Below are 23,906 nucleotides of genomic sequence, written 5' to 3' on the forward strand. Positions count from 1 at the left end.
GTGCCGTCTTCTGCGACACTCACCTTGCAGGCGCGTCAGGTCGGATGTCCTCTTGACGCTGCCCCGCAAGCCTGAGCATGTATGTCCCGACATTATATCGCGGCTCGGGGCTGCATCGCCAGTCCGAAATGCCCAATCTAAGACAAGTGCTCACATGCTGCTGCTGATCGACAACTACGACTCGTTTACCTACAACCTCGTCCACTATTTGGGCGAACTTGGGGCCGAAATGGTGATCCGGCGCAACGACGCTTTGGATGTGCAAGAAGCGATGGCCATGAACCCGACAGGCATCTTGCTCAGCCCTGGCCCCTGTGATCCTGATCAGGCCGGCATCTGCCTGGCTCTGACCAAGGCCGCGGCAGAAACGCAGACACCGCTGATGGGTGTGTGCCTTGGACATCAGACCATCGGTCAGGCTTTTGGTGGCGACGTCATCCGCTGTCACGAGATCGTCCACGGCAAGATGGGCACCATGCACCATACAAGCAAAGGTCTGTTCGCAGGGCTGCCATCGCCGTTTGAGGCGACGCGCTATCACTCGCTGGTTGTGGACCGTAACACCCTGCCCGACTGCCTTGAAATCACGGCAGAATTGGAGGACGGTACCATCATGGGTCTGCAACATAGAGAATTGCCCATTCATGGCGTTCAGTTCCACCCAGAATCCATCGCATCCGAGCACGGCCACGCCCTGCTCAAGAATTTCCTGTCCGAGATGAAAGTTCCCGCATGAGCGACGCTCTGAAACCGCTGATCGGGGCCGCCGCCGACCGGCCCCTGACCCGCGCCGAGGCTGAACAGGCCTTTGGCATTCTGTTTGACGGTGCTGCCACGCCCAGCCAGATCGGCGGGCTGCTGATGGCCATGCGCACCCGGGGCGAAACAGTCGAGGAATACGCCGCCGCCGCCGCTGTCATGCGCGCCAAATGCAACGCAGTCCAAGCGCCCGAGGGCGCGATCGACATCGTCGGCACTGGCGGAGACGGCAAAGGCACTCTGAACATCTCGACCGCAACCGCTTTTGTGGTTGCCGGCGCCGGGGTGACAGTAGCTAAGCACGGAAACCGCAACCTCAGCTCGAAATCCGGGGCCGCTGATGCGCTGGGACAGTTGGGGATCAACGTTATGGTCGGCCCGGAAACAGTTGAAAAGGCGCTGCAAGAGGCCGGGATCGGGTTCATGATGGCCCCGATGCACCACCCGGCGATCGCCCATGTCATGCCCACACGGCAAGAGCTTGGGACGCGCACGATCTTCAATATTCTTGGCCCGCTGACCAACCCCGCAGGCGTCAAACGGCAACTGACTGGCGCGTTTAGCCGCGATCTGATCCGCCCGATGGCTGAGACTTTGGGTCTATTGGGCGCCGACCGCGCGTGGTTGGTGCATGGATCCGACGGAACGGATGAGTTGACCATCACCGGTGTAAGCTGGGTTGCCGCGCTAGAGGATGGACGCGTCAAAGAGGTCGAATTGCACCCCGAGGACGCTGGCCTGCCGGTTCACCCTTTCGAGGACATCTTAGGTGGCACACCCGAAGAAAACGCGGTTGCGTTCCGAGCATTGCTGAACGGCCAACCATCGGCCTATCGGGATGCGGTTTTGCTGAATGCCGCAGCCGCGCTGGTGGTTGCGGATGCAGCCTCGGACCTCAAGGACGGGGTTGCCAAGGCAGCCGAGAGCATCGACAGCGGAAACGCGAAAGACAAAATTGCCATGGTGGCCCGTATTACTCAGGAGGCCGCATGACCGGGACGGTACTGGATAAAATCAAAGCCTATAAGCTTGAGGAAGTTGCATCAGATAAGACGCATAAATCACTGGAAACGCTGGAAGAACAAGCGCGAGAAGCCGGTGAAATACGCGGGTTTGCAGCAGCCATTCAGACCGCCGCCCGCACAGGGTATGGCCTGATTGCAGAGATCAAGAAAGCCAGTCCATCCAAGGGCTTGATCCGTCCCGATTTTGACCCACCCGCCCTGGCCACAGCCTATGCGGAGGGTGGGGCCACTTGTCTGTCCGTATTGACCGACACACCCAGCTTTCAGGGCGACAAACCGTTCCTAACCGCTGCGCGTGCCGCCTGTTCGCTGCCTGCACTGCGCAAGGATTTCATGTATGACCCCTATCAAGTAGTCGAAGCGCGTGCGCTGGGGGCAGATTGTATCCTTATCATCATGGCCTCGGTCGAGGACGCTCAGGCCGCAGAGTTGGAACAGACCGCTTTCGACTGGGGCATGGACGTTCTGATCGAGGTGCATGACGAGGAAGAGCTTGAGCGTGCGACAGGCCTCAAAAGCCCACTGATCGGGATAAACAACCGCAATCTCAAGACGTTCGAGACAACTCTTGATACCACCCGTCGCTTGTCAAAACTGGTGCCCGGCGATCGCACTATTGTCTGCGAAAGCGGTCTAAGCACCCCCGACGACCTTGCAGATATGGCCCGCTATGGTGCGCGCAGTTTCCTGATAGGCGAAAGCCTGATGCGGCAAGGCGACGTCGCCTCGGCTACGCGCCACCTGCTGGCCAATCCTCTCATCCCCGGAGTGATGTGATGCCGTTAACTCATTTCGACGCACAGGGTCAGGCGCATATGGTCGACGTGTCTGAAAAGGCGGTTACAAATCGGGTCGCCGTTGCTTCCGGACACATTAAAATGGCGCAGGAAACCTTTGATTTGATATCAGAAGGCCGGGCCAAAAAGGGCGATGTTCTGGGCGTGGCCCGACTGGCCGGAATCATGGGCGCCAAGAAAACACCGGACCTTATCCCACTATGTCACCCGCTGCCTGTCACCAAGGTCGCGGTTGAACTGACGTTGGACCCAGAATTACCCGGTGTGCAGATTGAGGCGACCGTCAAGACCTCGGGCCAGACGGGCGTCGAGATGGAAGCGTTGACGGCCGCCTCGACCGCCGCCTTGACCGTCTATGACATGACCAAGGCTGTGGACAAGGCGATGGAGATCGGCGGCATTCGCGTATTGCTGAAAGATGGTGGTAAATCAGGGCGATACGAGGCGTCATGATCTCAGTCGAAGACGCCCGCGCGCTGCTGTTCAAGCTGGTTTCGCCCCTGCCGTCCGAAACCGTTTCCTTGGCAGACTCTGCAGGCCGGTGCCTGGCCGCTGACGTCGTTTCCACACGGGATCAACCACCCTTTGCGGCCTCGTCGATGGATGGTTACGCGGTCAAAGCCGCAGAGGTCGAACTGCACGCCATGTTCAAGGTCGTGGGCGAAGCTGCAGCTGGGCGGCGGTTTCAAGGTACAGTGGGTCCGGGACAAGCCGTGCGCATCTTCACCGGCGCGCCCGTTCCTGACGGGGCCGATTTCGTCGTGATCCAAGAGGACACCGACCGGCGCGGCGATCTGTTGACCATTGCCGACGAGCCAGGGGAGAAGACGAACATTCGCCCTGCCGGGGCCGACTTCAAAAGCGGCACAAAAATATGCGCGCCCAAACAGTTACGACCCGAAGATGTTGCGCTGATGGCCGCAATGAACATTGCGGAAGTACCCGTCGCCCGCAAGCCGGTTGTCGCGCTGATCTCGACCGGCGACGAATTGGTCATGCCCGGAGAGATCCCCGGCCCTGACCAGATCATCGCGTCCAACACTTTCGGCCTCAAGGCGTTGCTCGAGAAGACCGGAGCACATGTGCGAGTCCTGCCGATAGCGCGCGACACGCAATCGTCTCTGGAAACCGCGTTTGGTTTGGCTGAAGGGGCCGATCTGGTCGTGACGATCGGTGGCGCATCGGTCGGTGATTACGACTTGGTCTCTGATGTCTCAAGCAATTTGGGGATGGAGCGCGCCTTCTACAAGATCCGGATGCGTCCCGGGAAGCCTCTGATGGCCGGACGATTAGGGCAAAGCGCGATGGTTGGACTGCCGGGAAATCCCGTGAGTGCAATGGTTTGCGGCTATCTCTTCCTTGTTCCGATGATCCGCCGGATGTTGGGAATTGGAAAGGTTCTTCAACCCTTCCGCACTGCAAAACTGGCGGCCGATATCAGCCAGAACGGGCCACGTGAACACTACATGCGCGCCGTTTTGGATTATGAAGGCATCCGCGCCTGCGATGATCAGGACAGTTCGCTGCTAAGCGTTCTAGCACAAGCCAACGCCCTGTTAGTGCGCCAGCCCCATGACCCTGCGCGCTCGGCTGGGGACGAGGTTCAGTACCTGCCGATCTGATGCACCAAAACCATTGACACAAAACGTGAACATGCGTAGAACAAAAGAAAACGCATGACCGACGAGGTGTGAGCAATGCTGACCAAGAAGCAGTTGGATTTGTTGGAATTCATCCACAAACGCGTTCAAGCGGATGGTGTTCCCCCCAGTTTTGACGAGATGAAGGCGGCGCTGGACCTGCGGTCCAAGTCCGGCATCCACAGATTGATCACCGCGCTCGAGGAACGCGGCTTTATTCGTCGCCTCGCCCACCGCGCCCGTGCGATTGAGATTGTGAAACTGCCCGAAAGCCTTGGGGGTGAGCCTACGGCCGCATTCAAGCCGCGTGTGATCGAAGGCGACAGGCCCGATGGCCCGCGCCCAGCCAATTTTGACCCCGTGACCGTTGACGCAATGGAATTGCCCGTCATGGGTCGCATCGCCGCCGGTGTCCCGATTGAGGCGATCAGCCATGTCTCGCACCGTGTTGCAGTGCCGGGTACAATGGTCTCTGGCAAGGGTGAGCATTACGCGCTTGAGGTGCGGGGTGATTCCATGATCGACGCCGGAATCAATGACGGGGACGTCGTGGTGATCCGAGAAACCTCGGTCGCGGATAATGGCGATATCGTCGTGGCGCTGGTCGAAGATCAGGAAGCCACACTAAAGCGGTTTTTCCGGCGTGGGCATGCGATTGCGCTTGAGGCCGCGAACCCCGCCTACGAAACCCGAGTGCTGCCCGAGGACAAGGTCAAGGTACAAGGCCGGTTGGTCGGCCTGATCCGAAGCTACTGAGCCCGTTTGTCGCCGCGTGTTTTCGGAGACCACAGCCGGTCTCCGACAATCTTTCGGCTGGTCATGACCTTACTTCCAGACAGGGCAAGACTGCCGGTTTGTAAAAGCCGCGCAGGATCATAGAGATCACAGTCCCCCTTCAGATCAACCTCTACGGCAGCAATCACGATCTGGTTCGACGTGCAGTCCCCAAAACCCGAGGCTGCTCGTTTTCCCGTCAGGTGAATCAGCTCTTTCCCGCGCCATGAATACCGCTGGATAGCACTCGGCTCAGGCCAACGCGCCGCGGCATTGGGCTGCCCCACCCCGTCCCCATCGTTTTCCAGCCAGACCGTCGCAATAAATCCGCTGCCTTTTTCCTTGCTCAGCGCGCGGCCTTGATCGGTCATGACGCCCACCAGCCCGCCTGAATCAGCAATCAGAACCTCGGGGCGTTGGCCTTGCCCCCACAGCAAAAAGGCAGCCGCCACGGCGCTGACCCCCAGCCATCTTGAACGCCCTTGCCAAAGGGCGATCCACAACGCTCCACATGCACAGAGAGGCAGTACGTAACCGGGCGGGCTTGCGACATGTCCAACGGCGCCCTCCAACCCCGAGACCCGTTCGGACACCAGCAATATCCACTCCAGCCCAAGCCCCATTACTCCCAGCGCCAGTGATTCCAGCCCGAAGGGGGCCAGCAAGGCAGCAACCACCGCGGCAGGCACCACGACCATGCCCATGACTGGCACGGACAGCATGTTTGCCACCAGGCCATAGTGCGACATCGTGTTAAAATGCGCCGCTCCGATCGGCGCCGTCGCCAGCCCTGCAATTGCAGAGGACATAAACAACCCGGCTACTGATTTCAGCCATTTTGGTCCAGGCAACGGCCCGACATCGCGCAATTGGCCGAAGACAGCCACCAAAGCGGTGGTGGCAGCAAAGGACATCTGAAAACCGGGGCTCAACAGCGATTCCGGCCGCAGAATCAATCCGATCAGCGCGGCAACGGCCACCGCGCGCAACGAAATGGCCCGGCGGTCGATGAGTACCGCCCCTAGCATGACGCTGGCCATGACAAAGGCACGCTCGGTCGCAACGCTACCGCCTGACAGCATCAGATAGACCGTCGCCGCGATCAGCGCCCCGATCGCGGCCAGTTTGCGCACAGGCCATCTGAGCGCCAAGACGGGCACTGCTGACAGGCCGATACGAAGCGCAAGATACACAAAGCCCGTCAACAGCCCCATATGCAGGCCCGAAATGGCCAGAAGATGCGCCAGGTTGGATGCACGCAGGGACTCCAACGTGCTCTGACCCATACCGCTGCGATCTCCGGTGGTGACGGCTGCGGCGAAACCTCCGACCTCACCAGGCAGGATGGATCGGACATGCCCGGATATCGCCATACGCCACGCTGTGATCTGCACCCCTTCGGGATTTGCTGCGGCAATCGTCAGGACCGGTACGCGTGTATATCCCACCGCGCCGAGGCTTTGAAACCATGCATGGCGGCGAAAGTCGAAACCACCGGGCTCCACCGGACCTTGCGGTGGCGACAGATGCCCTGTGGTCATGATGCGCTGCCCCGGTTCGATCTGCGCCACTGGGCCATGTAGCGAGAGCCGGACGCGCTGCGGCCGACGATCCTTGGGCACATCCCCTATCCGCACCCGATCCAATGTCACCCGCAGCGCATCCGACGCAGAGCGGTCAATGGCGACGACCCGCCCCTCGACCGGGCCATAGTATCGCCACGACAAAACCGGCTCTGCCACCGTATGGGCGCGGATACCGGCCAGTATGAACCCGACCGCGATCAGCGCCCCCCCGATTGCCAACGAGGCCCAGCCGGATCGTGCCTTGCGGGCTAACCCCCAAGCCGCAATAACGACCGCGCCGAGACAGACGTAGACTTGCCAAGCCGGTTCGAACCGGAGCGAGAAATACAGACCGATCCCCATCGCCAGACACACAGGAGACCATGGAAACAGGTACCCGGTCTGGTTCAGCAATGCGGCTTCGACCCGGGCCAGAACACGCATGGTTGCCCCCGTCCCTCAGCCTCGTTAGACAGGCGCCAAACTATGCCCGACACGGTTACCAAAAGGTTAATCCACACAATGTCCGATCAGGTCGTCACCCGTTTCGCCCCCTCGCCCACCGGTTTTCTACATATCGGCGGCGCGCGCACCGCGCTGTTTAATTGGCTTTATTCCCGTGGCCGCGGTGGCAAGTTCCTGCTGCGGATCGAGGACACCGACCGCGAGCGCTCGACCCCCGAGGCGACGGCAGCCATCCTGCAAGGTATGGCGTGGCTGGGTCTGGACCATGATGGCGATGTAATCAGCCAGTTCGAGGGCGCGGCGCGTCATGCCGAAGTGGCCAACCAGCTGCTGGCCGAGGGCAAGGCGTATAAATGCTTTGCCACCCAAGATGAAATCGCCGCCTTCCGCGAACAAGCGAAGGCCGAGGGCAAATCGACCCTGTACCGCAGCCCCTGGCGCGACGCCGACGCCGCGACCCATCCAGACGCACCTTTTGTGGTCCGCATCAAGGCCCCGCAGGACGGCGCGACCGTGATCCGCGATCAGGTTCAGGGGGACGTGACCATCCGCAACGATCAGTTGGACGACATGATCCTACTGCGTTCGGACGGGACACCGGTTTATATGCTGGCCGTGGTGGTGGACGATCACGATATGGGGGTGACCCACGTGATCCGGGGCGACGACCACCTGAACAACGCAGCGCGTCAGATGATGATCTATCAGGCCATGGGCTGGGACGTTCCAGTCTGGGCCCATATCCCGCTTATCCATGGGCCCGACGGCAAGAAACTGTCGAAACGCCACGGCGCGTTGGGCGCTCAGGAGTATCAGGCCATGGGCTATCCTGCCGCCGGCATGCGCAACTATCTGGCGCGCCTGGGCTGGAGTCACGGCGATGACGAGTTTTTCACCGACGCACAGGCGAAGGAATGGTTCGATCTGGACGGGATCGGCAAAAGCCCGGCCCGGTTCGATCTGAAAAAGCTAGAAAATCTGTGCGGGCAACATATCGCTATCTCGGACGATGCTGCACTGCGGCAGGAAATCGAAACTTACCTTGATGCGGCCCAATTGCCAGCGCTAACCGATACACAATCGAGTGATCTGGAACGTGCGATGTATTGCCTCAAGGATCGGGCCCGCACCTTCCCGGAACTGCTTGAAAAGGCCCATTTTGCCCTGACTTCCCGCCCCATCCAACCAGATGAGAAAGCGGCCAAGGCGCTGGCATCAGTATCCGATGGTATACTGAATGAATTGACGCCGCAGTTGCAAAATGTTAGCTGGTCGCGGAGCGAACTGGAGGAAGCCTTGAATTCCTTTGCGGAAGCCAAGGGCGTCAAGTTCGGCAAGCTGGCGGGGCCGTTGCGCGCCGTCCTGGCGGGTCGGGCCGTAACTCCTTCGGTTTTTGACATGATGCTTGTGCTGGGCCAGGAGGAAACTCTGGCGCGGCTATCTGATGCAGCGAACTAAACCCGATCTTCACATTTGGGTAACGCTGCTCCGCTAACACCCGGACTGCGCGCGTGCGCGCATCCGTTGCCCGCAGGATCGGACAGCGTTCCGTTTTGCGCAAGATTGAGGAAGGGAAAATATGACCGACAGCAACAAATCAGCCACTCTTACCGTGCATGGCGAAACATATGAGCTGCCGATTCATTCGCCGACTGCCGGGCCTGATGTGATCGATATCCGCAAGCTGTACGGCACTGCGGGTGTGTTCACCTATGACCCCGGCTTCACCTCGACCGCCAGCTGTGACAGCACAATCACTTATATTGATGGCGAAAAAGGTGAACTGCTGCACCGTGGCTATCCGATTGACCAGCTGGCAGGCAAATCCCACTTCCTCGAGGTTTGCTACCTGCTGCTGTACGGAGAGCTGCCGACCGCGCCCGTTCTGGAAAAATTCGAATCCACCATCACGCGTCACACCATGCTGCACGAGCAGATGCAGTATTTCTACCGTGGATTCCGTCGCGATGCGCACCCGATGGCGATCATGGTTGGTGTCGTCGGCGCAATGTCGGCCTTCTATCACGATTCAACCGATATCTCGGACCCTCATCAGCGCGAGGTTGCCTCGCATCGCCTGATCGCCAAGATGCCGACCATCGCGGCCTGGGCATACAAATATCACACCGGTCAGCCTTTCGTATATCCGCGAAACGATCTGGACTATGCGTCGAACTTTCTGCGCATGTGCTTTAGCGTCCCGGCCGAGGAATATGAGGTGAACCCGATCCTCAGCCGGGCGATGGACCGCATCTTTACTCTCCACGCCGATCACGAGCAGAACGCCTCGACCTCGACCGTGCGTCTGGCCTCAAGCTCGGGTGCCAACCCGTTTGCCTGTATTGCGGCTGGCATCGCCTGCCTGTGGGGCCCTGCCCATGGTGGTGCGAACCAGGCATGTCTGGAGATGCTGGAAGAAATTGGCTCGGTCGAAAACATCCCCGAATACATCGCCCGCGCCAAGGACAAAAACGATCCGTTCCGTCTGATGGGCTTTGGCCACCGCGTCTACAAGAACTTTGACCCGCGCGCCAAGGTGATGAAACAGTCCGCCGACGAAGTGCTGGATCTGCTGGGTATCGAAGACAACCCGAAGCTGCAGGTTGCCAAGGCGTTGGAAAAGCAGGCTCTGGAAGATCCGTATTTTGCCGAGAAAAAGCTGTTCCCGAACGTGGACTTCTATTCGGGCATCATCCTCGAGGCGATGGGCTTCCCGACCTCGATGTTCACGCCGATCTTTGCCCTGTCGCGCACCGTGGGCTGGGTCAGCCAGTGGAAAGAGATGATCGCCGATCCGCAGAACAAGATCGGTCGTCCGCGTCAGCTGTATCTGGGCGAGACCACCCGCGACTACGTCGATATCGAAAATCGCTGATATACATTATCAAAGTAAAACCCCGCTACCTGGCGGGGTTTTTCATTTTGACAGCACCCGCTCAGTGGGCGAAATCGGGACGTTTCCGCCTATTTCGGCATGACCTTGCTTAGCGCTTTGATCGCGTCGTCCATTTTCTTTTTCGCATCACCGACCTTTTTGTGTAGCGTGCCGATTTTGGCCGCAACTTTGGACAGCTCTATCGTCGCCGGGCCCATCGCCGAGACATTGCCGCCCTTGATGATGTCATTGTATTTCGACAGGTCTTTGTTGGCCTTATCCAATTCTTGTTGTGATTTATGATAGACCGCCGTTGCGGCCTGCATCTTCTTCGCAGCTGCTTCGATTTCCTTGGGGGTACCCATCTTTTCCACCTCAATAGTAACCTCAGCTTCGGGAGATATAGGGGCAGCCACGAGATATCCAGATGTGTTTCATCGCATGGCCAAAACTTAATATTCCCGTAAAAACAGACACCTAAAAGCCAATGTTTAGCCGCAGAAAAACCACGACCTTTTGGGTTCAAAACAGAGCGAGCTGATCCCCCGGTTGAGCTGGTCTGGCAAACAGATCGCTTCGCAGGGGCGGCATGCGCGTCGCAAGCCCAAGCCGTTTGACAGCCAAAGCAAACCGCTTTGCGATCAGCGCGGCATACTCGCCCTCACCGCGCATCCGATGGCCCCAGCGCGGGTCGTAGTCTCGACCGCCATGCATTTCACGCAGTTTGGACATGACCTTTTCCGCGCGTGCGGGTTCGTGGTCGTGCAACCACTCTTGCCACAAGGTGGACACCTCCCGCGGAAGACGCAGCATGATCCAGCTTGCCGCATCCGCACCTGCGTCCCGGCCAGCCTCCAGCAGCGCCTCCAATTCATGGTCGGTCAGGCCCGGAATCAGGGGTGAGGTCATGACCCGCACTGGCACCCCTGCCCCGGTCAACCGGCGAATGGCCGCCAGACGGCGGTTCGGTGACGGCGCGCGTGGCTCCATCCGGCGGGACAGATCGGCGTCCAGAGTGGTCAGCGAAATTCCAACCCGCACCAATCCGTCCTGCGCCATCTCTGCCAGGATATCCAGATCGCGTTCGATCAGGGCCCCTTTGGTAACGATCCCAATGGGATGCCGGAAGTCCCGCAATACGGACAGACATTCCCGCGTGATCCTCAAATCCCGCTCAATCGGTTGATACGGATCCGTATTTGTCCCCAGCGCAATGGTTGCCACCTTGTAACGCGGCGATGAAAGCTCTTTACGCAAGACAGCAGCCGCATTAGGCCGCGCGATCAGGCGGGTTTCAAAATCCAACCCCGGAGACAGCCCGAGATAGGCATGAGACGGGCGGGCAAAGCAGTAGACGCAGCCGTGCTCACACCCCCGATACGGGTTGATCGAGCGGTCAAACGGCAGATCGGGCGACCGGTTATAGGTGATCAGACTGCGCGCGACTTCTGTTCGCACTTCGGTGCGCAGGGGCAGCAGATCTTCCTCAAGCTCCCACCCATCCGTGCAGGTCTCGGTCTCGAATTGTTCGAACCGGCCTGCTGCGTTGGTTGCGACACCGCGGGCTCGGACATGCGGTCGCGACATATTTTGTTTCCCTTTTGTTCTCACTCTCAAATTAGGCTCGAACCGCCGGAATCGCAAGGCCTGGTTACCATCCCGCAAGAGTTTTCAAACCTTTGCACCGCCCCTCGATTTGACTGAAACCTGAAACCAATTCAGGATGATCTTGCGGGAAATGACGTCGAGTTGATTGAGATTTTGCCGTATAGGTCGGTCTCGGAACCGCCAAGGTCGCAATCGTCACAGTCTGGATGCGACGTTTTGGCCAAAACGGAAAAAATGCCACCAACGGGCGCTATGCCCGAACAGCCCTAGGGAAACGCCCCATGTCCGATGAAGAAGACATCGTCCTGTCCGAACTGAACGACGACGAACTTGTCGAACAGATGTTCGACGACCTGTACGACGGTCTGAAAGAAGAGATTGAAGAAGGTGTGAACATCCTGCTGGAACGCGGATGGACCCCTTACGACATCCTGACCAAGGCGCTGGTTGGCGGTATGACCATCGTGGGTCACGACTTCCGCGACGGCATCCTGTTTGTTCCCGAAGTTCTGCTGGCCGCAAACGCGATGAAGGGCGGCATGGCCATCCTTAAGCCGCTACTGGCCGAAACCGGCGCACCCCGCGTCGGCAAAATGGTGATCGGAACCGTGAAGGGCGACATCCACGACATCGGCAAGAACCTGGTGTCGATGATGATGGAAGGCGCCGGCTTCGAGGTGGTCGATATCGGCATCAACAACCCGGTCGAGAACTATCTGGAAGCGCTGGAAACCGAAAAGCCCGATATTCTGGGCATGTCGGCCCTGCTGACCACGACCATGCCCTACATGAAGGTTGTGATCGACACGATGGTCGAGCAAGGCCTGCGCGAAGAATACATCGTTCTGGTCGGCGGCGCGCCCCTCAACGAAGAGTTCGGCAAAGCGATCGGCGCCGACGGCTATTGCCGTGACGCAGCCGTCGCCGTGGAAATGGCAAAGGACTTCGTCTCGCGCAAGCATAACCAGCTGGCGGGTTGATCGGACCTACACTCCGAATTCAAGGCCGTCCGGCAACCGGGCGGCTTTTTTTGTTTAACACCCAAGGCCCATGGGGGTGACATGACACAGGAACGGGTTCCCGATGACAGCAGCCTGACCACGGATGGCTATCAAAGCCACTCGGAACAAGGGCGTATCCTGTTGCTGGCTTGCGGCGCACTGGCCCGCGAGATTCTGGACCTCAAGAAGCGCAACGGCTGGGATCACATGGCCCTGACCTGCCTGCCCGCCATCCTGCACGTCCACCCCGAACGGATCACACAGGCCGTGCAAGAAGCGGTGGCCAAGCACCGCGATCAATATGACGCGGTCTATGTGGTCTATGCCGATTGCGGCACCGGTGGTCTGCTGCAGAAAGCCTGCGCCGAGTTAGGCGTCGAAATGATCAAAGGCCCGCATTGCTATTCTTTTTTCGAAGGCAATGATATCTTTGATGCACGGGGCGAGGATGAAACGACTGCCTTTTACCTGACCGATTTCCTGGCCCGGCAATTCGATGCCTTTGTCTGGAAACCGCTGGGTCTGGATCGCCACCCCGAGCTGCGGGATATGTATTTCGGCAATTACACCAAGCTGGTCTATCAGGCCCAGACCGACGACCCAGCCCTGACCGCGCGCGCCAAGGACTGCGCCGACCGCATGGGGCTGACGTTCGAGCGGCGCTTTACCGGCTATGGAGATCTGGAGACGACACTGGCGGATTGGGCCAAGCGCGGCTGAGGTCCGTCAGGCGTTTTCCTGCGCCACCTCGCGGATGCGCTCGATCATAGCACGCAAACCGTTGGACCGTTGTGCTGACAGGTGATCGTTCAAGCCCAATCGCGCCAGCTCTCCGCCTGCGTCTACTTTGGGCACATCAGCGACGGGCAGACCGTTGTACAAAGACCGCAACACCGCAATCAGGCCCCGCACGATCAGCGCATCGCTATCCCCATCGAAGTGAAAAACGCCACCTTCGATCACTGGGTGCAGCCAGACTTGGCTGGCGCAGCCATGCACCTTTGTGGCAGGCACTTTAAGGGCATCTTCCAGCGGCTCCATTGCCTTGCCCTGCTCAATCACATGGCGGTACCGGTCTTCCCAGTCCTCCAGAAACTCGAAATCCTCGACGATTTCTTCAAAGGCAGGCGTTGCCATAGTGCGACGGTCCTTTCATTGCATTCACATTCGTGACCTATGCCGCCGACCCCGGCCTGTCCAGACCCGGTTTGGGTTTTCAAAGCAAGGAATTTGCGTTAGGCCAGTGCGGGGAATACCGCTCAGAGCTTTGGATCCATGCAAAAAACACTGTCTGTTCTTCTGGTCGCTACACTTACCTTGTCGGCTTGCAGCGGGTGGCGCGACTCGCGCGCGAATCCAAGCAACTGGTTTGGGTCCAGCACATCGACGCCTGCACCGACCGAAACAGCGGCCTACGACCCAAATGCGCTGGTGCCCCAACAGCGCGAGCGCGTAAGGCTGTTTGGACGCCCGGAACCCGAGGACAACAGCGTACCCATCGCGCGCATTGACCAGTTGCGCATTGATCCCACACCCGGCGGCGCGATCATCTTCGTATCCGGAACGGCCGCGCGGCAAGGCGCGTTTGGAGCCCAGCTTGTCCCTGTTGAGAGCGAAGAAAACGCGAAGAACGGCGTTTTGGAGTACACGTTCCGCGTCAGCTACCCAAGCTATGCGACCAATCAGGGGACAGATCGTTCGCGCAAAGTGACGGACGCCACCAACGTGACACGGGATGATCTGGCTAATATCCGGCTGGTGCGGGTCATAGGTCAGCAAAACGCGCTGGAATCGCGGCGTCGATAAGCCTCTTACAAAGCCACGACTTTGACGGTCTGGCCTTGTGCAGCCAGGGCAATCTTACCCTCGCACAGCTTCAGGGCATCTTCACCGAACACTTCGAAACGCCAACCCGACATCGCTGGCAAATCCCGCTCGCCCGAGGCTATCTGATCCAGTTCTGAGCTGGTTGCGATCAGCTTGGCCGCCACGCCCGAGCTTTCAGTCTTGGATTTTAGCAACACGCGCAGCAGATCGGCGAGGGCTGGATTAACCTTTAGTTTGTCGCGGCTGTTATCCACGCGCGGCATCTGTTCGGGGGGGCAGTTCACACCCTTTTTGACAGCCGCCAGAATACCTTCGGCAATCGCGCCCTTGCGCGCTTCGCGCAGCAGCAGGCGCGATCCGCCCAGATCAGAAGGCGACTTGGGCTTGGTCGAGGCCAGCTCGATCAGCGCGTCATCCTTGAACACCCGGCTGCGCGGGACATTGTTTTGCTGCGCATAGGCCTCGCGGAAATGCGCCAGTTCCCGGACGACTGCCAGAAACTTGGCCGAGTTCGTGCGGGTCTTGACCCGCTTCCACGCGTCTTCCGGTCGAATGTCATAGGTATCCGAATGGGTTAGCGTGCGCAGTTCCTCGGCCACCCAATGGTTACGCTGGGTCTTTTTAAGCTCTTTGGCGAGATATTCGTAGATTTGCCGCAGGTGGGTCACATCAGCCAAAGCATAGGTCTTTTGCGCATCAGACAGCGGACGGCGCGACCAGTCGGTAAAGCGCGAGGTTTTGTCCAGCCCCTGCTTACAGATCTTGCGCACCAAGGTTTCATACCCGACCTGCTCACCGAACCCGCAGACCATCGCGGCAACCTGTGTGTCAAACAACGGCGCCGGAAAGACACTTGCTTCGACCCAGAAAATCTCAAGATCCTGACGGGCGGCGTGAAAGACCTTGACCACATCCTCGTTTCTGAACAGGTCATATAGTGGTTCCAACGACAGACCATCGGCCAGAGGGTCGACCAGCACCGCGCTGTCTTCACCCGAGGATGGGACGGCAAGCTGAACCAGACAGAGTTTCGAATAATACGTGCGCTCGCGCAGGAATTCGGTGTCTATTGTCACATAGTCATGGCTTGCGGCGGCCTCGCAGAAATCGGCCAGCTCTTGCGTCGTTGTCAGGGTCTTCATGCGCGGTCGTGTTCTTGCTCTTGTTCTTCTTGGTGACTGCCCGTCGCTTTCATACCGATCCGAGCGCTTGTGCAGACCATAGGCCGAATAACACGGGCGTGTAAATCACCCTGCATAGATCACGGCAGCAACACGGGTGTCCGATCACCGCTCGCATAACGTCGAAGCACAGCGGGATAGAGCTTGTGTTCGCAAACCAGCACACGCGCGGCCAAAGCTTCGGGCGTATCGTTAGCGTCAATCTGCACACGGGCCTGACCCAGGATCGGGCCGTCATCCAGTGCCGCCGTCACCTCATGCACCGAGCATCCGTGTTCGGCATCGCCTGCCTCGATCGCGCGGGCATGGGTGTTCAAACCCTTGTATTTCGGCAACAGTGAAGGGTGGATGTTCAGCATCCGGCCCTGAAACCGCGATACGAAATCACCGGTCAGAACACGCATGAATCCCGCCAAACAGACAATATCGGGCCCCGCGGCCTCGAGCGGTTTCAGCAGCTCCGCCTCGAACGCAGCGCGGTCGCCTTTGAACGGGCGGTGATCTATCGCCGCAGTGGGAATGCCCCGCGCGGCGGCCTTTTTCAAACCGCCCGCTTCCGGGTCGTTGGCCAGAACCAGGCAGGGTCGCGCGGGATGATCTCCGGTCATGGAATCAACCAGCGACACCATGTTGGACCCCCCGCCCGAGATCAGGATGGCGACGCGCTTATGGCTCACAACAGCTTGCCAGTGTAGGCCACGCCGGGCGCGTCGGTGACGGACCCGATGCGCGAGACGGTTTCGCCAGCTTCGACCAGCAAAGCGGCCAGATCATCGGCGCAGTCTTCGGCACAGACGACGATCATGCCAATGCCACAGTTAAAGGTTTTGAGCATCTCTGCTTCGGCAATCCCGCCGGTCTCGGCCATCCAACCGAAGACGGGCGGCAAATCCCAAGCGTTCAAGTCGATCTGAGCGCCCAACCCCTCGGGCAGGACACGCGGCAGGTTTTCTGTCAGACCGCCACCGGTGATATGGGCCAGCGCGTGAACGCCCCCTGCCCGGATCGCTTGTAGCGCCTGTTTGACATAAAGACGCGTGGGCGTCAGCAGTGCCTCGCCCAGCGTACCGTCGCTAAACGGCGACTCGGCGTCCCATCCCAGCCCAGAAATCTCGACCAGTTTGCGCACCAAAGAGTAGCCGTTGGAATGCACCCCGTTCGAGGCCAGACCCAGCAACACATCTCCCTGCTGCACACCTGCGGGCAGATGCGCGCCACGCTCCATCGCGCCGACCGAGAATCCGGCCAGATCAAAATCGCCATCGGGGTACATGCCGGGCATTTCCGCCGTCTCACCACCGATCAGGGCGCAGCCAGACTGCACGCAACCTTCAGCAATGCCTTCAATGATCCGAGCGGCCGTGTCGGTGTCCAGCTTGCCAGTGGCGAAATAGTCGAGGAAAAACAGCGGTTCAGCGCCCTGACAAATCAGGTCGTTGACACACATGGCCACCAGATCAACACCCACGCCATCAACCACGCCGGTATCAATGGCGATGCGCAGCTTGGTGCCAACGCCGTCAGTCGCGCCGACTAGAATCGGGTCGGTGTAGCCCGCATCCTTGAGATCGAACAGAGCACCAAATCCGCCCAACCCGCTCATCACACCGGAACGGTTGGTCCGCTTGGCCGCAGGCTTGATCCGGTCAACCAGAGCGTTGCCTGCATCAATATCAACACCCGCGTCCGCATAGGTGATTCCGTTCTTGCCCGCTGTCATGGCCAACCCCTCATGAATGGTTCCCGCGCGGGTTAGTCGATTGTGGAAGATGTTGCAACGGTCAGGCTTGACGCGGGCGTTCACCGTGATAGTCAAAGCGCTCAGGCGGGCCTGTAGCTCAATTGGTTAGAGCAGAGCGCTCATAACGCTTTGGTTGCGGGTTCAAGTCCTGCCGGGCCTACCAAAATCTGCCATAACTGGATACGAAGCCGAGCGGTCATAGAAACTTCCTGACCGCAAACACCAGGCCTTGCCTCTGGGTTTCAATAGTTCAGAGCGCGATAGTGTAAAAACTCACAGACTTCATAAAACGAGTCGCAGGGTTCAAACCAGCCCATGGCCACAGCGCCAACCACAGCGCCAATACCAACAACAAAAAACCAATTCACAACAACCACCTCGCTTTGAAAAGCGATACCCGACACCCACAACCTCAAATATTAACTGAACTTTAATACACTCAGAGTCCCACCGTCTCTAACGGAATTCCCCATAGCGCGTTCATTTTGCGTTAATATATACACAATTTGACAGGTTTTGGCTACTTTGTTCTTGAATTCGAATAAGATGGCTTGATCTCTTAGTCTCTAGACAGGGCCATATGACCCGATTCCGTCGCGCCAAACGCTATTGGAACTTCTAGCGCGCGATGATGATATCCGCGCTCAGCCCGCCAAGCCTTTCACTCTTTCCCAGCCGCAATACACCACCATGCGCGCGGGCGATATCAGCGACGATCGCCAGCCCTAGACCCACGCCGCTGCCCTTGTTCTGGTTGCGTGCCGGATCAAGCCGCGAAAACGGCTTCACCGCTTCGGTCCGATCTTCAGGCGCGATGCCGGGGCCATCATCCTCGACCCGGATTCGCAAAGTTTTGGCGGTCAACGAGAGGCTCAATTCGGCCTTGTTGCCATAGCGCACAGCATTGCCAATCAGGTTTTCGACTGCCCGCCGGATCGCGGTCGGACGCAGCATGGCCTGCCCTTCCCCATCGGTTGCAACCAAACGCGCGTCGTAACCCGCGCGCTGTGCGTCATCAACAATCACTTGCAGCAAATGGCGCGGATCAACCTGTTCCGGTGCACCCTCGGCTGCACCGCGTGAGAATTCGAGGAACGCATCCAGCAGCAACTGCATCTCGTCTACATCCTTTTGCAGAGGTGCGGCTTCATCTTCGGGCAGCATCGACAATCCCAGCTTGAGCCGGGTCAGAGGTGTACGCAGATCGTGGCTTACACCGGACAACATCAGGGTGCGCTGTTCGATTTGCCGCTCGATCCGGGCGCGCATGTCCAAAAACGCGCTCCCCGCGGCGCGTACCTCAATCGCGCCACCTGGCGAATACGGTACCACCCGCCCGCGCCCAAATGCCTGGGCCGCATCCGCCAGGCGGGTGATGGGCCGAAGTTGGTTGCGCATGTATAGAAACGAGATCGTCGTCATGACGACTGCGAAAAATACCATCGTCACGATCAACTGATGTGGTGCGGCCGGGGACAGGCGGCGGCGATCTAGCACCAGTTCGAACGGGCCCAGATCGGTTTGAAGATACAGGCGCGCCTCGTCACCGCTGGGCAAAGCCACTGCCGTCAGTTGTGGCAGCTTGGCGTGTAATTCCGCTGCAACTTGCGGCGCGATAAAATCATACCAGCGCCGCATTCCGACCGCAGGACGTTCATCAATACCCAGAAACCGCGCTTTCATATCCAGGGCAACAAGGTCCTGCCGTATGGCGGCAAGCGCCTGCAACTGCGTCTCAGCCCCCTCCATCGTTTCCAGAATCAGCGTGACTTCGCGCGCCGAGGAGGTGGTCATCTGTGCCGTCACATCCTCAAGGTGTTTTTGCAGAAAGGCGATACCGACCACCAGCAACAAAACTACAACCGGCAACACCAGGATGATGGCCGCCCGCGCGTACAGGCTGCGCGGCATATAGGATTTGAGCCAGGCACTCGACATGCGCTAAACCTAACGGGCTGATCGGACAAGAGAAAGAGCACAGAATGCAGGCCCCCGACGATTTCAATCCACCCGCCGGTCAGGCTTTCGAATTGCAGCCCGGCCTCAGGCGCATTCTGGCCCCGAATCCGTCGCCTATGACCTATCGAGGCACGAACACCTATCTGCTGGGCACGCGGGACTGTGCCGTTATCGACCCAGGCCCCCTCAGCGATGTGCATCTCGAGGCGATTCTGTCCGCCCTGACCCCCAGCCAGCGCATCAGCCATATCATCGTCACGCATACGCATCTGGATCACTCTCCGCTTGCCGCCCCTCTGGCCCTGCGGACCGGCGCGCCGGTTCTGGCCTTTGGCGGCCCCGAGGCCGGGCGCAGCGCTGTGATGCAAGAGCTCGCCCAAAAAGGGCTGACCGGCGGCGGAGAGGGCATCGACACGGCCTTCCGCCCTGATATCGAACTAACCGATGGGCAGGTCATCACGGGCGATGACTGGCAGCTAGAGGTCATTCACACACCAGGCCACCTTGGCAATCATATTGCGCTGGGTTGGGGGCAGACCTGTTTCACCGCAGATCACGTCATGGGGTGGGCGAGTTCCCTGGTTTCGCCACCGGATGGCGACCTGACGGATTTCATGCAAGCCTGTCACCGTCTGCGCGCCGGCGACTGGTCGGTGTTTCACGCCGGGCACGGCGCGCCGATCACCGACCCTGCCGCCCGGTTGGACTGGCTGATCCAACACCGCACAGCGCGTGAGGCCCAGATTCTGTCCGCATTAGAGGATCGTCCCGGCACAGCCCGCCAGCTGGCAGAGAGGATCTACACCGAAACCCCCGCCGCACTGCTTCCGGCCGCGACGCGCAACGTATTTGCTCATCTGGTCGATTTAACAGTCAGATCAATGGCTTCGCCCAAAGGTGTGCTGTCCGTCGAGGCCGAGTTCACCCGATTACCATAAGGCGTAAACTTTTTCGTCATTTGATGCCGATCCCCTCTGGACGGCAAATTTCGGTGTTGTTATACGGCCCTCAGTTCCGGCGTAGCTCAGCGGTAGAGCAGTTGACTGTTAATCAATTGGTCGTAGGTTCGATCCCTACCGCCGGAGCCAAATCCACCTTCAAAACACACAGATTTGGCGCGAAACATTTGCCTTCACGCGGGCCAAGTTTTTTCGTCGAAAAAACTTCACCATCCCCTCTGGACGACAGAGATTGTGATTGCTATACGGCGCGAACCGTTCCGGCGTAGCTCAGCGGTAGAGCAGTTGACTGTTAATCAATTGGTCGTAGGTTCGATCCCTACCGCCGGAGCCATTCTTCCCAAGCGCAGACCTCAACCCGTCAGGGCGTCTTCGAAATCCACGCGCAGGTTGCGTTTCAGAACCTTGCCCGTTGCGTTCAGTGGCAAAGCATCAACAAAGACAACCTTATCCGGCACTTGCCATTTGGCGATCTTGCCGTCGAAAAAGGCCAGCAGTTCTTCCTCGCTCGGCTCTGCGCCGTCGGCTTTCACCGCCACCAATAGGGGGCGTTCGTCCCATTTCGGATGCGGTACCCCGATGACGGCAGCCGTTGCCAGCTTGGGATGGGCAACGGCGATGTTTTCCAGCTCGACCGAGCTGATCCATTCACCGCCCGATTTGATGATGTCTTTGGACCGGTCCCGGATCGTCATATAACCATCCGCATCCAGCGTCGCCACATCGCCCGTGGCAAACCAACCATCCTGCAACAGATCCTGATCCTGCATCTGGAAATAGCTGTCCAACACCCACGGCCCGCGCACCATCAGATCGCCCTGCGTTTCGCCATCGCGCGGCAACTCATTGCCGTCATCGTCCACGATCTTCAACTCGACACCATAACAAGGGCGACCCTGGCTTTCGCGCAGTTTGTGCTGCGCTTCGATCGGCAGTTTCGCATGTTTCGACAGCGGATGGTTGGCAGTACCAAGTGGGCTCATTTCGCTCATGCCCCAGGCGTGGATGGTGTCCACGCCGTAGACCTCGCGGAAGGTCTCGATCATCGACGGTGGGCACGCGGCCCCGCCAATGACCGTGCGTTCCAGAGTTTCCAGTTTGCTGCCCGATTCCTGCGCGTAAGCCAGCAGCCCCTGCCAAATCGTCGGCACACCCATGGCGAGCGTCACTCCATATGTGTCGATCAGCTTGACCAGAGCTTCGCCGTGCAAGTCTGGCCCCGGCAAAACCATGCGCGACCCGGACATCGCGCAGGCATAGGGCGAACCCCAGGCGTTCACATGGAACATCGGCACCACCGGCAACACGACATCCATAGCCGAAAACCCGATAACATCGCGCGTGTTCGAGCCAAAGCTATGCAGCACTGTCGAACGATGAGAATACAGAACACCCTTAGGGTTCCCGGTCGTGCCCGAGGTATAACACAGGCTGGACGCGGTATTTTCATCAAAGCTGGGCCAATCAAACCCGGCATCCCCGGTCTCGATAAACTCATCATAGAACTGAACACCCGGCACCTGCGCGATCGCATCCTCGTTGCGCGGGCCCATCAGCACGAAATGCTGCACTTCGGTCAGATGAGAATGCAGCGCGGCAACCAGAGGGATAAACGTTGCATCAAAGAACAGCACCCGGTCCTGCGCGTGGTTGATGATATAGGTCAACTGCTCAGGGAACAGACGGGGGTTGATAGTGTGGCACACGAACCCGGCGCCTGAGGTGCCATAGTAGATCTCAAGATGGCGCCGGTTGTTCCAGGCCAGCGTCCCGATCCGTGCTTGGGGTTCAAGCCCCAATGCCGTCAGCGCAGAGGCCAGTTTCCGTGCATTGGTCGAAACTTCGGACCAGTTGGTTTCCGTCACCGTTCCGTCCGTTTCGACGGAAACAATCTCGGTCTGACCATGGTAGCAATCAGCGTGCTTGATCAGCGACGAGATCAGCAACGGCTGCGTCATCATTTGTCCCAGCATGGACATCCTCCCTTGGTGGTGGCCGCTTCTGTTCGGCGGCCCCTTGTTCTGGCCCGACGTTAGCGTCGGGACGGTCAGGACAAATCCTGCCAATCATTTAATTGTCTGACAATAAAAGAATGCAGCCTGCCGCTACGGCAAGCCGATTTTACTCACCCCGCTGACGCAACGCATAGGCCACCAACGCGGCGGTCGACCCGTCTTTGCCTGCGGTGTCCTCTTCGCCATCCACGATCGGACCCAGTGAGGTCGCAAGCTCTTTCCCCAGCTCGACCCCCCATTGATCGAATGAGTTGATGCCCAGCAAGACGCCCTCCACAAAGACGCGATGTTCATACAGCGCAATGATTTGGCCCAGAACAAACGGAGTAAGCTGCGGGTAAATCAGCGTGGTGGACGGGCGATTGCCCGGAAAGACGCGATGCCGGGCCTGACGGTCCAGTTCGGCCCCTTCCAGACCTTTGGCGGCCATGCGGTCGCGGGCTTCGTCCAGGGACCGGCCGCGCATCAGCGCCTCCGACTGAGCCAGACAATTTGCCAGTAGCAAACGATGATGATGGGCCAGCTCGGGCTCGTGCCCTTCTGCGGCAACCATGAATTCGCAGGGGATCACATCTGTGCCCTGATGGATCAACTGGTAAAAGGCGTGCTGGCCATTGGTGCCGGGCTCGCCCCAGACCACGGGGCCGGACGCAACCTCTAACGCTGTGCCGTCCATCGCGACGGATTTACCGTTCGATTCCATCTCAAGCTGTTGAAAATATGCAGGCAGGCGCAGCAATCGCTGGTCATAGGGCAGAACCGCGCGGCTGGCATGGCCCAAAACCTGCCGATGCCAGATACCGACCAGCGCCAGCATCACCGGCACATTGTCGGCCCACTCCGCGGCGCGGAAATGGACGTCCATGGACTGGCCACCGCGCAGGAATGCATCAAAGGCATTCGATCCCACGGCGATCATCACAGGCAGGCCCACCGGCCCCCAGACCGAATACCGCCCCCCGACCCAATCGGCGAACCCGAACACACGCTTTGCCGGGATGCCAAAGGCCTGTGTCTTGTCCAAAGCGCTGGAAACGGCTGCGAATTGACGGGCCGGATCGCCGCCACCTTCGGACATCCACGCCCGTGCAGTGCGGGCATTGGTCATCGTCTCGATCGTGGTGAAGGTCTTCGAGGCGACGATCACCAACGTTCGCGTCGGGTCCAACTGGCGCAGAGTATCCGCGATATGCGCCCCGTCCACATTGGACACATAGTGCAGCCGGGGGCCGTCATGATAGGGTGACAGGGCGTGCGTCGCCATTACGGGCCCCAGATCGGACCCGCCAATGCCGATATTCACAACGTCGGTAAAGCTGCCCCCTGCCCCGGTGTAAGTGCCGCCGCGCACCTCTTCGGCGAAGACTCGCATCCGGTGAAGCGTGTCCAGAACGTCGGGCATGACGTCCAGCCCGTCGACCTCGACCGGGCCGCCATCAAGGTTGCGCAGCGCCGTGTGCAACACCGCGCGCCCTTCGGTTTCGTTGATCTTGGCGCCTGAGAACATCGCCTCGCGCCGATCCGCCAGACCGGCGTCATCGCAGAGCTTGATCAGCGCCGCGCGGATATCGCCGTCAATCTGGGTCTTGGAATAGTCAAACAGCATATCCCCGGTCGAGGCCGAGAACTCCTGCGCCCGGTTCGGGTTCTGTTCGAACAGATCCAGAATGGTTTTTGTGCTGCCCGAAAGGGTCTTGAGGTCGGCCAGTTTCATT

General features: G+C 59.2%; 22 protein-coding genes and 3 tRNA genes. 15 read left to right on the plus strand and 10 right to left on the minus strand.

All coding sequences use genetic code 11. From position 1 onward, the window contains the following. The first annotated feature begins 154 nt into the window (after positions 1-154). From ACR0C5_RS01350 to lexA, 6 genes are all read left to right on the plus strand, one after another. Complete coding sequence (locus tag ACR0C5_RS01350; RefSeq protein ID WP_480502421.1) at positions 155-736, plus strand: anthranilate synthase component II; 582 nt, start codon at positions 155-157, stop codon at positions 734-736. Continuing rightward, a complete protein-coding gene (gene trpD, locus ACR0C5_RS01355; RefSeq protein ID WP_480873984.1) occupies positions 733-1,752 on the plus strand; it encodes an anthranilate phosphoribosyltransferase in 1,020 nt (339 codons plus the stop codon). The genes ACR0C5_RS01350 and trpD overlap by 4 nt, the downstream gene beginning before the upstream one ends. Beyond that, positions 1,749-2,561 (plus strand): indole-3-glycerol phosphate synthase TrpC, encoded by an 813-nt coding sequence (trpC, locus tag ACR0C5_RS01360; RefSeq protein ID WP_480873987.1) that lies wholly within the window; start codon positions 1,749-1,751, stop codon positions 2,559-2,561. Before trpD ends, trpC begins: the two co-directional genes overlap by 4 nt. After that, entirely contained in the window at positions 2,561-3,034 is a 474-nt protein-coding gene (gene moaC / locus ACR0C5_RS01365) for a cyclic pyranopterin monophosphate synthase MoaC (protein ID WP_480857200.1), read from the plus strand. Before trpC ends, moaC begins: the two co-directional genes overlap by 1 nt. Beyond that, positions 3,031-4,203, plus strand: a complete 1,173-nt coding sequence (locus ACR0C5_RS01370) for a molybdopterin molybdotransferase MoeA (RefSeq protein WP_480873990.1) — start codon at positions 3,031-3,033, stop codon at positions 4,201-4,203. The genes moaC and ACR0C5_RS01370 overlap by 4 nt, the downstream gene beginning before the upstream one ends. Before the next feature lie 75 nt (positions 4,204-4,278). Beyond that, the gene (gene lexA, locus ACR0C5_RS01375; protein ID WP_170782463.1) at positions 4,279-4,977 is read left to right on the plus strand and encodes a transcriptional repressor LexA; all 699 of its coding nucleotides are present in this window, start codon (positions 4,279-4,281) and stop codon (positions 4,975-4,977) included. On the opposite strand, the gene ACR0C5_RS01380 is transcribed toward lexA, so the two are convergent. Then, positions 4,971-7,004 (minus strand): ComEC/Rec2 family competence protein, encoded by a 2,034-nt coding sequence (locus ACR0C5_RS01380; protein ID WP_480873991.1) that lies wholly within the window; start codon positions 7,002-7,004, stop codon positions 4,971-4,973. The two genes, lexA and ACR0C5_RS01380, sit on opposite strands and share 7 nt — an antisense overlap. A 78-nt stretch (positions 7,005-7,082) precedes the next feature. On the opposite strand from ACR0C5_RS01380, the gene gltX reads away from it, so the two are divergent. Both gltX and gltA read left to right on the plus strand, forming a co-directional pair. Further along, a complete protein-coding gene (gene gltX / locus ACR0C5_RS01385; RefSeq protein WP_480874722.1) occupies positions 7,083-8,483 on the plus strand; it encodes a glutamate--tRNA ligase in 1,401 nt (466 codons plus the stop codon). A 121-nt stretch (positions 8,484-8,604) separates the two neighbouring features. After that, positions 8,605-9,900 carry a citrate synthase gene (gene gltA / locus ACR0C5_RS01390; RefSeq protein ID WP_170774233.1) on the plus strand — a complete coding sequence of 432 codons (1,296 nt, stop codon included), beginning with the start codon at positions 8,605-8,607 and terminating at the stop codon, positions 9,898-9,900. 89 nt (positions 9,901-9,989) lie between these two features. Here the strand turns inward: gltA and ACR0C5_RS01395 are convergent, their stop codons facing one another. Further along, positions 9,990-10,265 (minus strand): hypothetical protein, encoded by a 276-nt coding sequence (locus ACR0C5_RS01395; RefSeq protein ID WP_480873994.1) that lies wholly within the window; start codon positions 10,263-10,265, stop codon positions 9,990-9,992. A gap of 157 nt (positions 10,266-10,422) precedes the next feature. Beyond that, on the minus strand, positions 10,423-11,487 hold the full coding sequence (locus tag ACR0C5_RS01400; RefSeq protein WP_480873997.1) for a PA0069 family radical SAM protein: 1,065 nt from the start codon (positions 11,485-11,487) through the stop codon (positions 10,423-10,425). 302 nt (positions 11,488-11,789) lie between these two features. On the opposite strand from ACR0C5_RS01400, the gene ACR0C5_RS01405 reads away from it, so the two are divergent. Further along, the gene (locus ACR0C5_RS01405) at positions 11,790-12,488 is read left to right on the plus strand and encodes a corrinoid protein (RefSeq protein ID WP_170774239.1); all 699 of its coding nucleotides are present in this window, start codon (positions 11,790-11,792) and stop codon (positions 12,486-12,488) included. An 81-nt stretch (positions 12,489-12,569) separates the two neighbouring features. After that, the gene (locus tag ACR0C5_RS01410) at positions 12,570-13,229 is read left to right on the plus strand and encodes a DUF1638 domain-containing protein (RefSeq protein WP_170788650.1); all 660 of its coding nucleotides are present in this window, start codon (positions 12,570-12,572) and stop codon (positions 13,227-13,229) included. A 6-nt stretch (positions 13,230-13,235) separates the two neighbouring features. On the opposite strand, the gene ACR0C5_RS01415 is transcribed toward ACR0C5_RS01410, so the two are convergent. Next, positions 13,236-13,646: a SufE family protein gene (locus tag ACR0C5_RS01415; protein WP_170788651.1), complete on the minus strand. Its 411-nt coding sequence runs from the start codon at positions 13,644-13,646 to the stop codon at positions 13,236-13,238. A gap of 138 nt (positions 13,647-13,784) precedes the next feature. Between ACR0C5_RS01415 and ACR0C5_RS01420 the strand changes: the two genes are divergently transcribed. Next, positions 13,785-14,315: a hypothetical protein gene (locus tag ACR0C5_RS01420; RefSeq protein WP_480874001.1), complete on the plus strand. Its 531-nt coding sequence runs from the start codon at positions 13,785-13,787 to the stop codon at positions 14,313-14,315. A gap of 5 nt (positions 14,316-14,320) precedes the next feature. Here the strand turns inward: ACR0C5_RS01420 and rnd are convergent, their stop codons facing one another. The 3 genes from rnd to purM all read right to left on the minus strand — a co-directional run bounded on the left by rnd (position 14,321) and on the right by purM (position 17,237). Further along, a complete protein-coding gene (gene rnd, locus ACR0C5_RS01425; RefSeq protein ID WP_480874004.1) occupies positions 14,321-15,478 on the minus strand; it encodes a ribonuclease D in 1,158 nt (385 codons plus the stop codon). A gap of 119 nt (positions 15,479-15,597) precedes the next feature. Then, positions 15,598-16,194, minus strand: a complete 597-nt coding sequence (gene purN / locus ACR0C5_RS01430) for a phosphoribosylglycinamide formyltransferase (protein WP_480874007.1) — start codon at positions 16,192-16,194, stop codon at positions 15,598-15,600. Further along, positions 16,191-17,237: a phosphoribosylformylglycinamidine cyclo-ligase gene (purM, locus tag ACR0C5_RS01435; RefSeq protein WP_480874010.1), complete on the minus strand. Its 1,047-nt coding sequence runs from the start codon at positions 17,235-17,237 to the stop codon at positions 16,191-16,193. The genes purN and purM overlap by 4 nt, the downstream gene beginning before the upstream one ends. 107 nt (positions 17,238-17,344) lie before the next feature. Here purM and ACR0C5_RS01440 point away from each other — a divergent pair. Then, positions 17,345-17,421 (plus strand) — tRNA-Ile (locus ACR0C5_RS01440). Positions 17,422-17,876: 455 nt separating this feature from the next. On the opposite strand, the gene ACR0C5_RS01445 is transcribed toward ACR0C5_RS01440, so the two are convergent. Beyond that, positions 17,877-19,196, minus strand: coding sequence for an ATP-binding protein (locus ACR0C5_RS01445; RefSeq protein ID WP_480874013.1), 1,320 nt, complete (start codon positions 19,194-19,196; stop codon positions 17,877-17,879). Between the two features lie 44 nt (positions 19,197-19,240). Here ACR0C5_RS01445 and ACR0C5_RS01450 point away from each other — a divergent pair, with 44 nt between their 5' ends. From ACR0C5_RS01450 to ACR0C5_RS01460, 3 genes are all read left to right on the plus strand, one after another. Beyond that, entirely contained in the window at positions 19,241-20,155 is a 915-nt protein-coding gene (locus ACR0C5_RS01450; protein WP_170774255.1) for an MBL fold metallo-hydrolase, read from the plus strand. A 75-nt stretch (positions 20,156-20,230) separates the two neighbouring features. Then, positions 20,231-20,305, plus strand: a tRNA-Asn gene (locus ACR0C5_RS01455). A 130-nt stretch (positions 20,306-20,435) separates the two neighbouring features. After that, positions 20,436-20,510: transfer RNA gene (locus ACR0C5_RS01460), tRNA-Asn, on the plus strand. A gap of 19 nt (positions 20,511-20,529) precedes the next feature. Here the strand turns inward: ACR0C5_RS01460 and ACR0C5_RS01465 are convergent. Beyond that, complete coding sequence (locus ACR0C5_RS01465; protein WP_170774257.1) at positions 20,530-22,149, minus strand: long-chain-fatty-acid--CoA ligase; 1,620 nt, start codon at positions 22,147-22,149, stop codon at positions 20,530-20,532. Positions 22,150-22,297: 148 nt separating this feature from the next. Then, the gene (gene pgi / locus ACR0C5_RS01470) at positions 22,298-23,905 is read right to left on the minus strand and encodes a glucose-6-phosphate isomerase (protein WP_480874016.1); all 1,608 of its coding nucleotides are present in this window, start codon (positions 23,903-23,905) and stop codon (positions 22,298-22,300) included. Position 23,906: the final 1 nt, after the last annotated feature.

This window comes from Ruegeria sp. N8 (assembly GCF_056531325.1).